Source organism: Methylotenera versatilis 7 (assembly GCF_000799165.1).
GTDB classification, from domain to species: domain Bacteria; phylum Pseudomonadota; class Gammaproteobacteria; order Burkholderiales; family Methylophilaceae; genus Methylotenera_A; species Methylotenera_A versatilis_A.
In genome coordinates, this window is sequence record NZ_JUGF01000002.1 from 410,321 (window position 1) to 424,983 (window position 14,663).

Annotated in this window: 13 protein-coding genes; 6 read left to right on the plus strand and 7 right to left on the minus strand. The window is 41.0% G+C overall.

The features are described 5' to 3' along the window. Positions 1 to 24: 24 nt before the first annotated feature. The 4 genes from K370_RS05960 to K370_RS05975 all read left to right on the plus strand — a co-directional run bounded on the left by K370_RS05960 (position 25) and on the right by K370_RS05975 (position 5,604). The gene (locus K370_RS05960) at positions 25 to 1,560 is read left to right on the plus strand and encodes a tetratricopeptide repeat protein (protein ID WP_047539823.1); all 1,536 of its coding nucleotides are present in this window, start codon (positions 25 to 27) and stop codon (positions 1,558 to 1,560) included. Positions 1,561 to 1,833: 273 nt separating this feature from the next. Further along, positions 1,834 to 2,907: an HD-GYP domain-containing protein gene (locus K370_RS05965; RefSeq protein ID WP_235272702.1), complete on the plus strand. Its 1,074-nt coding sequence runs from the start codon at positions 1,834 to 1,836 to the stop codon at positions 2,905 to 2,907. Positions 2,908 to 2,937: 30 nt separating this feature from the next. Next, on the plus strand, positions 2,938 to 3,378 hold the full coding sequence (locus K370_RS05970; RefSeq protein ID WP_047539825.1) for a response regulator: 441 nt from the start codon (positions 2,938 to 2,940) through the stop codon (positions 3,376 to 3,378). 9 nt (positions 3,379 to 3,387) lie between these two features. Continuing rightward, positions 3,388 to 5,604 carry an ATP-binding protein gene (locus K370_RS05975; RefSeq protein ID WP_047539827.1) on the plus strand — a complete coding sequence of 739 codons (2,217 nt, stop codon included), beginning with the start codon at positions 3,388 to 3,390 and terminating at the stop codon, positions 5,602 to 5,604. A 17-nt stretch (positions 5,605 to 5,621) separates the two neighbouring features. Here K370_RS05975 and K370_RS05980 read toward each other — a convergent pair whose 3' ends face one another. Next, complete coding sequence (locus K370_RS05980; RefSeq protein WP_047539829.1) at positions 5,622 to 6,521, minus strand: crotonase/enoyl-CoA hydratase family protein; 900 nt, start codon at positions 6,519 to 6,521, stop codon at positions 5,622 to 5,624. A 290-nt stretch (positions 6,522 to 6,811) separates the two neighbouring features. Here K370_RS05980 and K370_RS05985 point away from each other — a divergent pair, with 290 nt between their 5' ends. Then, positions 6,812 to 8,053: an OmpP1/FadL family transporter gene (locus K370_RS05985; protein WP_047539831.1), complete on the plus strand. Its 1,242-nt coding sequence runs from the start codon at positions 6,812 to 6,814 to the stop codon at positions 8,051 to 8,053. Positions 8,054 to 8,157: 104 nt separating this feature from the next. On the opposite strand, the gene K370_RS05990 is transcribed toward K370_RS05985, so the two are convergent. The 6 genes from K370_RS05990 to K370_RS06015 all read right to left on the minus strand — a co-directional run bounded on the left by K370_RS05990 (position 8,158) and on the right by K370_RS06015 (position 12,823). Next, complete coding sequence (locus K370_RS05990) at positions 8,158 to 9,480, minus strand: sensor histidine kinase (RefSeq protein ID WP_047539833.1); 1,323 nt, start codon at positions 9,478 to 9,480, stop codon at positions 8,158 to 8,160. A gap of 36 nt (positions 9,481 to 9,516) precedes the next feature. Beyond that, complete coding sequence (locus tag K370_RS05995) at positions 9,517 to 10,200, minus strand: response regulator transcription factor (protein ID WP_052185188.1); 684 nt, start codon at positions 10,198 to 10,200, stop codon at positions 9,517 to 9,519. Between the two features lie 2 nt (positions 10,201 to 10,202). Continuing rightward, complete coding sequence (locus K370_RS06000) at positions 10,203 to 10,457, minus strand: PepSY domain-containing protein (protein WP_235272703.1); 255 nt, start codon at positions 10,455 to 10,457, stop codon at positions 10,203 to 10,205. A 123-nt stretch (positions 10,458 to 10,580) separates the two neighbouring features. Beyond that, positions 10,581 to 10,925 carry a PepSY domain-containing protein gene (locus K370_RS06005; RefSeq protein ID WP_047539837.1) on the minus strand — a complete coding sequence of 115 codons (345 nt, stop codon included), beginning with the start codon at positions 10,923 to 10,925 and terminating at the stop codon, positions 10,581 to 10,583. Between the two features lie 93 nt (positions 10,926 to 11,018). After that, positions 11,019 to 12,401, minus strand: a complete 1,383-nt coding sequence (locus K370_RS06010) for a diguanylate cyclase domain-containing protein (protein ID WP_047539839.1) — start codon at positions 12,399 to 12,401, stop codon at positions 11,019 to 11,021. Between the two features lie 215 nt (positions 12,402 to 12,616). After that, entirely contained in the window at positions 12,617 to 12,823 is a 207-nt protein-coding gene (locus tag K370_RS06015) for a hypothetical protein (RefSeq protein ID WP_047539841.1), read from the minus strand. A gap of 355 nt (positions 12,824 to 13,178) precedes the next feature. Between K370_RS06015 and gdhA the strand changes: the two genes are divergently transcribed. Further along, positions 13,179 to 14,531 (plus strand): NADP-specific glutamate dehydrogenase, encoded by a 1,353-nt coding sequence (gdhA, locus tag K370_RS06025; RefSeq protein WP_047539844.1) that lies wholly within the window; start codon positions 13,179 to 13,181, stop codon positions 14,529 to 14,531. The last annotated feature ends 132 nt before the right edge of the window (positions 14,532 to 14,663 follow it).

The window sequence follows — 14,663 nt, forward strand, 5'->3', positions numbered from 1 at the left end:
TAAATAAAACGGCATGAAAAAAGCATGGCAAACTTAACCAACTCACAACCAACACAACAAGAAATCCAACAACTGATTGGGCATCTTAATAACAACCAATTAGCCGAAACAGAACGCCAAGCTAAAAATTTAATTAGCAAGCACGCCAATGTTTTTATTTTGCATCACATATTAAGTCTGGCTTTAGATGGCCAGCAAAAATTTACTGAATCGGTCATCAGTTATAAAAATGCACTTAAGCTACAACCGAATACGCCAGACTTGCTATTCAATTTAGGCATCGCTTTAACGCATATCCAACAACTGGATGAAGCCATTGCAACTTATAAAAAAGCCATTCAGTTAAAACCGGATTTTTTTGAGGCTTATGGCAATTTGGGTACAGTTTTACAAGGGCAAGGGCAATTAAATGCTGCAATAGAAAGCTATCAAAAAGGTTTAAAGATCAATCCGCAAGATGCACGCGGCTACTTTAATTTGGGCACGGCATTACGCGATAATGGTGCATTAAGCGATGCCGTAAATAGCTACAAAAAGGCTATCGAGCTATTCCCCAATTACACCGATGCGCATAATAATTTAGGTGAAACGCTGCGCGATTTAGGCGATATGGATGCAGCAGTCAAAAGCTATCAAAACGCCTTAGCGCTTAATCCGCAACATCCAAATGCCAATTACAATATGGCGGAATTTTTATATTTGGCTAAAAAATATGATGCGGCGATTCCATATTTTGAAGCTTCTCAACTAGATGATTGGCAAGAGCGAAAACTGTATTGCCTGTACAAAGCAGAAAAATTTGATGCTTTTAAAATAAATAGGGATGCACTTATTCAAACCAGCAAACATACATCCCCTTTCCTAGCCACTTTATCCACGCATTACAGCATTAACTTTAATGAGCCAGACCCGTATAATTTTTGTAAAAACGGCTTGGATTTTGTATATCGAAAATCGATTCCAGAATTAGTTGATACGAATTTATTGCAAGCCTTATTAAACGACATTAATAATGCAGACATTGCAGAACGTAAACAAGGCCGTTTAACCAATGGCCAGCAATCGGCTGGTAATTTATTTAAGCGCCATGAAGCATCATTTCAAACACTGGCAAGCCTTATTAAAAAAGAGTTTTTAGCCTATCAAAACCATTTTTCCGATGCCGATTGTGAACTGATCCAATCATTTCCTGATGAACTGGAATTTACTAGCTCTTGGTATGTCAAAATGCAGCAAGGTGGACATTTAAGCGCGCATATTCATGAAATAGGCTGGATAAGTGGCGCAGTGTATTTAGCAATGCCTAGTGCGAATGGATTGGAAGGGGCATTTGAATACGGCACACATGGCGATGACTATCCGATTAAGCAGCTGGAAAACCATGCAAAATTTCCTGTTAAACAGATCATCCCGAATGTTGGCGACATTGTGTTATTTCCGTCATCACTTTTTCACAGGACAATCCCTTTTAACAGTGTGGATAAGCGCATTTGCATTGCGTTCGATTTAAAACCAGCCACACAGAATAGTCCCAACAAAAAATCAAAAAATAGTTATTAATTGTTGGTGTAGTGTGTCAAAATTAATCATCTTTTGACGAAATTTGGTCAATAATTTTAATAGATTCGGCAGAAACCGTCGGCTATTAAAAATTCGACTTTATCGCATACTGGTCAAACATCACTTAGCTATTGATTATATTTAAGTATTTTTATTAATCGCAGGTTTATTTTCGCATTGTTAATATTGACGCTTTTGGCTTAAATATTGCTTAAGTTAATATGACTTAAGCTATTCACTAATAAGCAATAATTGCACTTTTAAGGTAACTAAATGATAGAAAACGGACAAATGTTCGATGATTGCTCTGTACTGATTGTGGATGATCAATCTACCAGCAGGACTATTCTTTCGCACGTGGTCAAAAACATTAACCCGAAAACTAAAGTAATTGAAAAACATAATCCTGAACAAGCTTTAGAGTGGGCAACCGAAAATACTGCCGATTTAGTTTTTGTTGATTATGTAATGCCAGAAATGAATGGCATTGATTTTATTCGGCTTCTTAAAACACTACCTAAATATGACGCAGTTCCAGTGGTGATGATTACCATTAAAAAGGATGTGGAAACGCGTTATTCTGCCTTGGATGCGGGCGTAGCTGACTTTGTAAGCAAGCCTGTTGATGTGCATGAGTGCACCGCACGAACACGCAACTTATTAACCATGCGTAGCCAGCATATTTCATTGCAAAATAAAAGTACGCTACTAGAAAGCTTAGTAAAGGCAGCTACTGCAGAAATCAGAGCGCGCGAAAAGGAAACATTGATGCGTCTCGCGCGCGCTGGCGAACATAAAGATTACGATACCGCCTTGCACCTGCATCGCATGTCTTTGTATAGCCGTGCAATTGCAGAAGCAATCGGCTTAAATGAGGAGGAAGCCGAAATCATTGAGCTATCGTCACCATTACATGACATTGGCAAAATTGGTATTCCTGATAGCATTCTGCTGAAAAGAGGCCCTTTAGACGCAGAAGAACTTAAAATCATGCGGAGACACCCACTTATTGGTTATGAGATTCTGGAAAACAGTCCTTCCAAATATCTGCAAAAAGGTGGTGAAATTGCGCTGGCACATCATGAACGCTACGATGGAACTGGCTATCCATATGCGCTTAAAGGCAACGAGATTCCTTTATCTGCACGAATTGTAGCGGTTGCCGATGTATTTGATGCCTTAACCAGCGTACGGCCATACAAAAAAGCTTGGAGCGTTGATGAAGCATTTGACTATATCCAAGCTGAAAGCGGTAAACACTTCGATCCCGAGCTCGTTATTGCCATGTGCTCGATTCGCAGCAAAATCGAAAAAATTCTCAACGAACACGCAACTGCGATTCATTAAGCGCTTAATAAAAGCCTGAGTAACAAAGTCATGTCGATTAGCAATATCAGAAGCGCAACAACTTTTAAACAAACCGCATTGTTGATTGATGATCAGCCAACTGTGCTGGACATTCATGCTGCTATTTTAAAATCACTTAAAATGAACCTGAAAATAGTCACCATGACCAATCCTGTTGAGGCCTTGGCGTGGATGAAAAATAAGCAGGTTGATTTAATTATTACCGACTTTCGCATGCATCAGATGAATGGCATGCAATTTGTGCAGGCGATTAAAAACACCAGCAATGTATTAACAAGATCCATCATTGTAGTAACGGTATTAAAAGAAATCAGTATCCATCAAGAATTGTTAGCTGCAGGTGCTTCGGCCTGCTTAACCAAACCAGTACAAACACAGGAACTTGCAAAAATTGCCAAGCAGTTACTAGAGCAAAGCAAAGAGTATTATAGTATTGGGCTAATTGCTTAGGCGTATCTAATGACATTCACCAAAATCCAAAACTGGTACAAAAGTTCAGCAAGCCACTGCGACCCGCTTGAACTGGAACAGGCAGTTACTCGATTAGCCATTGGTACTTTTTTTACCCTATACCTGCTAATTTCATTAGCGGCTGGTAAAAGCATTTCGCATGGTGAGTTAATCGGTTTTTATTGCCTGGCTGTCTTTGAACTAGCCACTTTAATCTTGTTAATAGTCGTTAGCCAAGCAGAAAAAAAATCGCCCATAAGACGTTTATTAGGCAACTGGCTAGATGTAATCGGCACCTCCACTTTCTTATCGTTAAGTGGCGATATCGGCGTGGTTTTAATCGGTGTTTATTTGTGGGTTACTTTCGGCAATGGCTTCCGTTTCGGTAAAAAATATCTATACCATTCTCAAGTCATCAGCATTATCGGGTTTTTTGTTGCCACACTAGTCAACCCGTTTTGGGCGGCACACCAGCCAATCGTTTATGGTTTCCTTTTGATGCTGATTGCCCTGCCAATCTATGTAGCCAAGCTAATCGAAAGGTTACACGAAGCCAGAAGTAAGGCAGAAAAAGAAAGTATCCGTGCAGCTGAAGCCAGCATAGCAAAGACACAATTTGTCGCTAATATGAGCCATGAGATTCGAACCCCATTAAATGGCATTATCGGTATCAGCACTTTATTTAAAACCACACCCTTGAATGCCGACCAGCGAGATTTGCTCAAAACACTAGACAGCTCTTCCAAACTATTACTTTCTCTATTAAACAATGTGCTCGATTTCACTAAAATTGAGGAGCGCAAATTTACCGTTGAACATATTGATTTTTCTGCGGAAGAAGCTGTTCGCGACACGTTAGAGATATTCCGCTCACAAGCCGCAACCAAAGGCATTCAAGTTGGCCTCAGTATTTCAGATTCATTACATGCGGTGAAAGGCGATGCCTTCGTCATCCGTCAAGTATTAGCCAACTTAATGGGCAACGCCATCAAGTTTACCGAAAAAGGCAGCGTGACACTTTCGGCAATTACCTTGCAGGACGATGGCGCACAAATTCTTGTCCGCTTTGAAGTAGCCGATACTGGCACCGGCATCCCTCAAGATAAACAAAATAAAGTATTTGATAGCTTCACCCAGGCAGATTCATCTACCACAAGAAAATTTGGTGGCAGCGGCTTAGGGCTGACTATTGCCAAACACATGGTAGAAGCCATGGGCGGCAATTTACAATTCCAAAGTACAGAAGGCGTTGGAAGCCGTTTCTGGTTTGATTTGACTCTCGAAAAAGTCGTTGAGAATCACTTACCAAGTGACGTGGAATCAGCCAAATCTGAAGCAGAAATTAGCCAGAATACTGCTAAATCCGCCAATGGCATTAAGGCGCCAAACAATGTTAATGCGCTGACTAAGCTGAATATATTGGTGTGTGAAGATGAAGCAACCAATCAAAAAATCATCATGCGCCTCTTATCGCTACCAGGACATCAAGTCGAAATCGCAGAAAATAGCGATGAAATGCTGGATGCGCTGGAACGGAGTACATTTGATTTGGTTATTACCGACTTAAATATGGCTGGCATGAGTGGTGCCGATGCCATGAAACTTTACAAATTTACCAATCCTACCGATACCAATACGCGCTTTATCTTATTTACGGCAGATGCCACGCCCGGCGCCAGACAAATTGCTGTCGAGGCTGGATTTGATGCATTTTTAACCAAGCCAATTGAAGCGGCAACATTATTCAACACTATCGAAAACATTCTGAGTCTGCCAGCCAATACTGCAGATTTGTGGATGTCTAATGCGCTAAGCACTCCAGTTGAAACCGAATCCAATCTTGGCGCGAACAACAGTGATCTTGATTTGAACACACTGAAAGAATTGGAGAAGATTGGTGCCGGTGACGATCTATTTATGCATCGCTTACTCAGAAATTATTTAAATGATTCGGATAAACTAATCAACAAGATTGAAATGGCCGTTAAGCAAAAACATTATGGCGAACTGCACGACTTCTGCCACGCCCTTAAAGGAAACAGCTTGAGCGTTGGTGCAATCAAACTTGCTACAACAACAGAATCCATCAGTAAGCTTAGTCGCTCAGCCACTGTGACGCAAAGCGCTGAAATGTTAGAGATATTGAATGCCGATTTCGCCCGCTTAACAGTTGCCGTTGAAGATTACCTCAGGCGGCCAATGAGTAAGGCTACCGAGGCAAGCTAACAAAAAAATTGCTCTACTCAAGCAAATTGTTGCATATTCAACGGCGCGGGTTCTGCATTCACTTTTGTATTTTGTGCGCGTACTAAACGTTCCATTATTTTCAAATTGCGCTCATCCAAGCGCAATGCTGCATCAACCCATATTTCGGTAATATCGTACAACTCTTCATAAGTCAGTGGATTAACCCGTTGTTTTGCACGATTAATCGCCTGAAAGGAATTTAAAGAACGATGATTCTTTTTAATCCAAGTGTTTAAAGCATATTCGCCTTGCCCATCTTCGGCCAGCACATCCACCACGCCCAATTGATAAAGCTCTTCACCTGTATATATTTTACCGGAACGCACCATTTTCTCTGCGGCTGGCATGCCAATTTTTCGCGATAAAAAGCTCAACGCACCCATACCAGGGAATAAATTAAACAACACTTCCGGTAAACCCATGATGGCACTTTTCTCTGCAACCATGATGTGTGCCGCAAGTGCCGCCTCAAAACCACCACCCATTGCTTGGCCTTGTACCAAAGAGATGGTGGTCACAGGCGCTTGCATATTATAAAAAGTCCAAACGTTGTGAATGCACAATTTAGCGTACTCAAGCAAATGCTCACGTGCCTGGGTGCGAATCAATTCTTTGAATACAGATAAATCGCCACCTAAATTAAAAATACCTGGAATATCCGAAGCCAGAACAAGGTAATTGGCTTGGTTAAGCTGGTTATTTACCACAACCTGACCTTGCATTTTCTCCAAGTCTGTCTGGCTTTGATTGAGTTCCGACATGCAGATTTTATTGAAACACGGCCTTGGTGCTGGGTTCATGTAATAAGTCATCACACCAAACTCATCATCAAACTGCGTTCTAACTTGCTCTAAAATAGGACTACTAAATTGTTGAAAATCTACGACTGTATTCATAATATGCCTCCAGATGAGTTTAAGGATTTTTTCAAATAATCATTTATTTTAATAAGCATAAATTAAACAATTATTCAATAGAAGTATTGATGATTAGGACTATAAGCTTAATAATTTATGCTCTCAAGAGAATGTTTTTTTAAAAGCAACCAATTCCCATATAAACCGTTGTTCTATAACAACAAAACTAAAAACACTCTCAATAAATCGCACTAAAATAATCTAATAAGTTATTGATGTGATATTCTTTTTTGAAATTTAGTTAACTCGTTATATTGAAAGCCTTTTTTATGAATAAATTGTTATTCGGTTTTGTTCTTTTTACAACACCATTCACGGCTCAAGCAGCTGGATTTGCACTTGCAGAACAAAGTGCAAGCGGATTAGGTAATGCCTACGCAGGGGCGGCAGCGATTGCCGAAGATGCCAGCACTGTATTCACAAACCCCGCTGGTATGACTTATATTGAAGGCACGCAGGCAGCCGGCGTATTACATTTGATTAAACCGAGTGTGAAATTTAACAATCAAAACTCTGCAGCCGGTTTCAACAGAACTCCAGGTGGTGAAGGTGGTGATGCAGGCAGCTTAGCTTTCGTACCCAACTTTTATTTGGTAACACCTTTAACTGACAATGTTAAATTCGGCTTGGGTGTTAATGCGCCATTTGGCTTAAAAACTGAATATGACAAAGATTGGATTGGTCGTTTTCAAGGCATTAAATCTGACTTAAAAACCATCAATATTAATCCTTCTCTCGCTTTTAAAGTGAATGACCAACTGTCTTTAGGTTTTGGGCTTTCTGCCATGCGCATAGAGGCTGAATTAACAAGTGCCGTTAATCTAGTGACCTCTGAAAGAAGCTCTACCGTTAAGGGTGATGATTGGGGATTTGGATTTAACTTAGGCGCTATTTACCAAGCAACAAATGACACTAGAATTGGTGTGGCGTATCGCTCTAAGGTAGAGCAACATTTGAAAGGCGATGTGAAGTTTTCAATTTCAAATGGCCCCACCCCTAATGGTGATGTAAATGCAGATATAACCTTACCAGAATCTTTTTCTGTCAGTGCATTTAGCAAACTGAATGACACATGGGATTTAATGGGCGACATTACCTGGACACGCTGGAGTCAATTTGATGAGTTGGCAATTTATCGTGATAGCGGTGCATTATTACTTCCCAGTACAACTGAAAACTGGAATAACACAATGCGCTATTCAGTTGGCGTCAATTACCATTACAGCGACACTTTAAAATTACGTGCTGGTCTAGCTTTTGATGAGGGACCGATTGACAATCAATTCAGAACAACTCGCATTCCTGACAACGACAGAAAATGGCTATCTTTTGGTGTTGGTTGGCAAACAACACCGACGACAAAATTAGATGTTGGTTATGCGCATCTGTTTGTTAAGGATCCTAAAATTTCAGACGATCAAACAAGCCCATTTCCTGGCAAAGGCTTTGTAAATGGCGATTACGATGGCAGTGTTGATATTTTAAGTATGCAAATTACCCACAATTTTTAGTTTATCTTCACTATAAAGGGCTTAGGTTCATATCTAAGCCCAATCAAAATCAGCAACACTAGCTGAATACAAATTGCATTAGCCATACAAAAAAATAGTGATCATCAATCAGGCAACCACACGCACACACGCAATCCACCATATTTGGTGGATTGGTCAAAGGACAACTTGCCGTTATAGCTCTCGACAATATCATGTACGATGGCTAAACCAAGGCCGCTGCCAGGCGTGGTTTCATCCAACCTGAATCCACGCTGCGTTAATGCATCCAATTTATCTAACTCACAACCAACGCCATCATCCTCTACCATCAAAATCATGCCCTGCTCGGCTTTAATGGTTAAATACACATTTTGTTTACACCATTTGCAAGCATTGTCCAGCAGGTTGCCAAGTAACTCTGAAAAGTCTTCCTGATCACCGATATAGCTAATATTGTCATCGATTTGATACGTGATTATCGGCATCTTTGCAACATGCATTAACCGCAAGGTTTTGACCATTAACGTAACTTCTTCTTGCACATCCACGCGACGGCCAGGCAACGTATTGCCAATCAAACGTGCGCGTTTCAATTCACGTTCGACAATATGCCGCATGATTTCTGTCGTTTCATATATCGTGGCAGAAAACTGTTTATTCTCGGCGGCCGAAAACTGCTCTGCGGTTTGATTCAATATCGTCAATTGTGTTTTAAGTGCATGCGCAAGATTACCCAACGCTTCTCTAGATCGACGACTCTGATTACCCATCATTTTCAGCAAGCGATTAAATTCGGCAATCACCGGCGCAATTTCTGTGGGGCCAAGCGATTCAATCTGGCTCACTTCGCCAGATTCTATACGGAGCAAATTGTCGCGAATCACTTGCAATGGTTTAAGGCTATTACTCACAATCTGACGCTGTATCAGCAACAGTGCCAGCAATATCAGCAAAGAGATAGCACCATAAATCCACTGAAATTGGCGCAAGGCTTGATTGACAGCGGTGAGATCTTCCGCAACCGCAATCGTGATAGTTTGCTGATGCTTTTTATACCCCTGCACAGCCATTAACAAAGTCTGCCCTTCAGGGCCTTTTGTGCGAAACGTGATTACTGAACCAGCTTCAACCTCAGGAATCGCTAAACTATTATCCCAAAGCGAACGCGAATATTGATGCTGACTGGCCGCTGTGATCACGTAGTAATGGCCTGACAACGGTCGCTGATACACCGCGCTGACTCTTTGCGGGTTCAGCAATAAGTTATCTTGTGCATCAAAAGTAATACCTGAAAGTAAGCTCTCACTATCTTGGCTCAGCCGATTGATTAACTGCTTTTCAGACAAACTGCTAAAAACATAGCTAATGACGCCCCACTGCAAACCGAGCAAAACAATCAGGCTAAAAGTTAACCCATAAGAAAGACGTTTATTGAGACTTAGCATATTTGACGATTTAAGCAGGGTTAAACTTGGCTGGATTTAGATGGATGGTGGATTAGCGTTATCTGGATTAAACACGTAACCTTGGCCGCGCCTGGTTTGAATGAGCTCTTCACCGATTTTTTGCCGCAGGCGTTTCACATACACTTCAATCACGTTACTGTCTTTGTCGCTATCGTATTCATAAACGTGTTCGGTTAATCTGGTTTTTGACAGCACTTTACCCGGATTCAACATAAAGTAGCGCAATAAACGATATTCTGTGCTGGTGAGTGCGTGGCGTTGCCCATCCGCATGGATTAACATTTGCGTGTCTTCTTCCAGCTCAATACCACTGAAAGAAAGTGCTGTCGCGGTTGTATTCTGGCTGCGTTTTAATACAGCGTTCAATCGCGCAAGCAGTTCTTCCATTTGAAAAGGCTTGCCAACGTAATCATCCGCGCCCAGCTTAAAACCTTCAATTTTTTCTTGCCAGGTATCACGCGCCGTTAAAATAACCACTGGCACCTGATTACCTTTTTTGCGCCAGTTAGCCAGAACGACCAATCCGGATTGTTTAGGCAAACCCAAATCAAGCACCACAATATCATAAGGCTCAATGTCGCCAAATGCTTCCGCTTCAAGCCCATCGGTGGCTAAATCAACCGCATAGCCCGCACGCTGCAATGCAGAGCGGACAGACGGCCCCAAAACAGCATCGTCTTCAACTAATAAAAGTCGCATGCTTAATCATCAATCTCGATCTTGATTAACTGACCAGTCTTTGCATCCAGTTTTAATTCCCACACTTGACCCTGAATGTCCAAAATTTCAACCTCATAAATATAGCGGCCGCCTTTCTTTTCAAACTCAGTCTCAAGCACCTCACCATTTTTTTTGGCACGGGCGAATGCTAAAATTTTCTCTAAAGGTAATATTTCACCTTGTTGCCTGAGTTTTTTAGCCAATTGATAATCTTCTTCCGCAGACAAACTATTCATGTTCAGCAAACTGCCTGATGCTAAACAGACACAAAGAATACCCCTGCAATATAACTTTAGAAAACACATATCAATTGGCTACCTTTTATACACTTGTTTGCTCAACTTAGACCAAAGCTAAGGTTAGAACCAATCGCGAGATACTTTACGTGTTTCGCCGGTTTTTGCATCAATTTTCACTTCCCACTCTTGGCCTTGAGCATCGATAATTTCAAATTCATAATCCCAGCCTTGTGGCCATTTGCGATCATCAAGCTCAACTTCAATCACCGTACCAGGTTTTGCGACCAATGCTTTTTCAGTAGCTTGCTCAACAGAAATTAATCCAGCGGCTTTTGCGATTAATAGCATTTCTGCGGCATCATCGTCATCAGCGATTACATTACTGATTGTGAAAACACTAAGGCTTGCGACGGTTAATGTCAGTAGCATCGCTTTATTAAATTTGGCTTTGTTTAAATGAGTCATTTTAATCTCCTGAATAAATATATATTGATATTACGAAGACTACTTTAACGACCCAACCTTAAACCAAACTGAATTTTTAAATTTAACTTGTTGTTATATTTTTCTGGATTCCGGATATATTTTATAAATATTTCGACCAGATGCTTTTGCTTCATATAAAGCAATATCTGCCTTCTTCATCAGGCTATTAAGCGTTTCTTCACTATTTTTTTGATAGCCCGCAATACCGATGCTCACGCTCACTTTAATAGTTTTATTCATCACCGTTATATTTTTCTCAAATGATGCCATTATTTTATCTGCGATTAAATTTGCATCATCTATATGGTTAAGTTCATCCAGTACGATAACAAACTCATCACCACCAACCCTACTTAAAATATCCACATCACGAATACAATGGTTTAATTTCTTGGCAATTATTTTGAGCAGCTCATCGCCCACATCATGCCCATAACTGTCATTCAGCTTTTTAAAATGATCAATATCGATATACATAATAGCCATTAATCGATTGAATCGTTTTGATTGCGCAAAAGTCTGTGCCATTCTAAAGTCGAGCAAACGCCTATTGGCTAAGCCAGTCAGGCTATCTTGCATTGCTTGCGAAGTTAAGGTCTTGCGCTCGCTTAAAAAGAAATACGCTAGCGTTGCTAACAACAGGCTTATCGCGATGCTCATTAATCTGGTGATTAATATTAACTCAGGCGTCTTTTCTGCTTTTTGCAGTACAGCCCACTCCCATTGCACATTGGGCAAATCACTGACGGAAATCAAGGCTTTGGGATTTTGAAATAAACTGGGATTACCGTAAAAAACAGTTGATGAGCCTTTGACCCTAATCGCAAAATCAAACTCATCATCAGTTAAGTTGTGAAAAGCAGCTTTAAAAAAGGAGTCTGTATTAATCACGGTCGACAATAATCCCCAATACTGCCCATCGACAAAGATTGGATATCGATAGATTAATCCTCTACCACCCTGCACCAAATCCAGAGGACCAGCCAATACGCCCTCACGACTGTCAACCGCTTGCTTCACTTGCGGCCATTGCTGAGTGATATCGCGGTAATCAATACCGATTGACTTTTCATTCGATTTGACGGGATAAACGTAGGTGAGCTTGTAACCAACCGCCACCCCCAAATTACGTACATGTTTTGTTCTGACGTACAAATCAGCAAGTATCGCACTCAGTTTATTGCTATCAAGATGTTGGTGATAAACCGTTAAGTAACTGGATAAGCCGTTTGACACGAATAACAAAGCATTTAACTCTCGATCGACTTTTGTCTTCAGTGCATTGGCATAGTCTGTCGCTTCTACCGTCACTCTGGCTTCCGCTTTTTCATATTCGGCACTTACTAGCAGCTCAAAAATAGAGGCAAATATGATAAAAATCAGAAAAGCATAGGCAAATGATGCAGAGTTATTTTTTAAATAACTAACATACTTCATCAAGCGGTACATATTCATGCCTAGATTATAATCATTTTGCTAAATCATCCCATCTATAAAATTACCACCCTTATAAAAATCATTTCATCACGTATCTCAGTTTAAGATGTCAATATATTGAGAAATGAAAATCAAAGTAATATAAAACATAAAACGGCTCGGCATTTCTGCCGAGCCGTTTATTAACACGTTGAAACAAATCGTTAATTAAAACTGATTAACTGAATCAATCATTAATCTGTCTTATCTTCAATTTTATCGCCAGCTTCTTCAAGCTTATCACCGGCATTATCTGTTGCATCTTCGATTTTATCACCAGCATTTTCAACTGCATTATCGATTTTTTCACCTGCGGTTTCTGCAGGGCCTTTTTCACAAGCAGATAACCCAAGGGCAAACAAAAGTGTTAATGCTGCAATCGAAAGTTTGTTCATATTCATTTTAAAGCTCCCATGTATTTTTTAATCTAAAAAGTATTTAAGCTTAAAAACTATTGTTACAAGATAGTTTTTAAGCAATGTCTGCATATTAGTTAAAAATAATCTCAGGCAATAGCATACAACTGCTGAATCTTCTGTCAGATATGGCTGACATACTCAGTGCGATAATTTAAAACGCCCGCCACTTTGGAAGTTAATTTCACTAGATTTAACACCATCCAATCTCGATTTTTTATCGTTTGTGCCAAGACAGTCAATTTTAGTGGAGCCTTACGCGCATTATTTCGCTCTATTTTGGTGCGCCATATTATAATGACCGCCATTTTGGTGCAATTTTAGATCTAAGGAGCAATGCATGCCGTACGTAGCAGATACCATAGCCAGATTGAAAAAATCTGGTCCTGCAGAATTTGAGTTTTATCAGGCTGTGGATGAAGTTTTAACCTCACTACGCCCATTGCTGGATAAAAATCCGAAATACAAAAAAAATGGCATCATAGAGCGTATTGTAGAACCAGAACGTCAAATCATGTTCCGCGTAGCGTGGGTTGATGATCATGGTCATGTGCAGGTCAATAAAGGTTATCGCATCCAGTTTAATTCTGCGCTTGGCCCATACAAAGGCGGTATCCGTTTTCACCCAAGCGTTTATGGTGGCATCATCAAGTTTTTGGGGTTTGAGCAGATCTTTAAGAACTCACTCACAGGCCTAGCAATTGGCGGTGGCAAAGGGGGATGCGATTTTGATCCTAAAGGTAAATCCGATAATGAGATCATGCGCTTCTGTCAGGCCTTCATGACAGAGCTCTACCGTCATATCGGCCCTACAACTGATGTACCTGCGGGTGACATTGGTGTTGGTGGCCGTGAAATCGGTTATATGTATGGTCAGTACAAGCGTCTCACGGGAAGCTTCGATGGCGTGCTAACAGGTAAAAAAGTCCCTTGGGGTGGCTCGCTTGGACGTACACAGGCGACAGGCTATGGCGCAGTGTATTTTGCGCAGAATATGCTGGAAGGGCGCGGCGATAAATTGGAAGGAAAGACCTGCGTAGTGTCTGGTGCTGGCAACGTGGCAATTTACACGATTGAAAAACTATACCAACTTGGTGCAAAACCAGTTACATGCAGTGACTCACGCGGCATGATCTATCATGAAAAAGGCATTGATCTTGCGACGCTAAAACAGCTGAAAGAGGTCGAGGCTGCCTGCTTATCCAAATATTTACAGCATCATCCGGATGCAAAATATACATCTGTCGCTGACTATCCAACCGGTAGAAATCATGTATGGTCAGTGCCATGCCAGGCAGCATTCCCATCTGCGACTCAAAACGAACTCAATGAAGCAGATGCAGAAGTGTTGCTGAAGAACGGCTGTATATGTATCTCGGAAGGAGCGAACATGCCCTCAACACCTGAGGCAGTAGAGAAGTTCCTTAAGGCAAATATTGCTTATGGTCCTGGTAAGGCAGCCAATGCTGGCGGTGTTGCCACAAGTCAGCTGGAAATGGCACAGAACTCAAGCATGCAGCAATGGACGTTTGAAGAAGTGGATGGCAAGTTATTCAACATCATGAAAAACATCTACACGAGCGCAAGTGAAACTGCAAAAGAGTTTGGTCAGCCAGGTAATTTAGTCTTTGGTGCCAACATTGCCGGCTTCCGTAAGGTGGCTGATGCGATGATTGACCAAGGTGTTATGTAATTATCAAGCTGATCTAAACTGTGTGATTCAGAGACATCGTTTCAATATAATTAGAATGAATAGGCGAGATAACAACAGCGTCTTCAGTGGATAAACTCTGAGATGCTGGCCTTGTATGCCGTCAATGCGGCA